Raw genomic sequence first — 273 nt, 5'->3', positions numbered from 1 at the left:
AAGAGCCTCATTTTTGTATGGAGGCTACAGGTGTTTATTACGAAGCATTAGCCAACTATTTAGTGGATGAGAAGTACAAAGTCTCCGTCGTAAATCCTGCTCAAATTGCTGCTTTTTCTGGTAGCGCGTTGAGCCGAGTGAAGACAGATAAAACTGATGCAAAACTCATTGCACGTTTCTGCCAAGCGATGCAACCACCACTATTTACGCCACTTCCAGCCAATATTCGTCAGTTACAAGCATTAGTTCGTCGTCTAGAATCACTGAAAGATA

General features: G+C 42.5%; 1 protein-coding gene. It reads left to right on the top strand.

Annotated features, from left to right (window positions below; translation table 11 throughout):
• Positions 1-17: 17 nt before the first annotated feature.
• Positions 18-273: IS110 family transposase (locus H8K52_RS22115; RefSeq protein ID WP_425507564.1), on the top strand; the 256-nt coding region annotated here is incomplete at its 3' end.

Origin of the sequence: Affinundibacterium seohonense (genome assembly GCF_014284305.1) — a bacterium.
GTDB classification, from domain to species: Bacteria; Pseudomonadota; Gammaproteobacteria; order Burkholderiales; family Burkholderiaceae_D; genus Undibacterium; species Undibacterium seohonense.
Note: the sequence above shows the minus strand (reverse complement) of the source record. Positions and strands in the feature narration are given on the sequence as shown.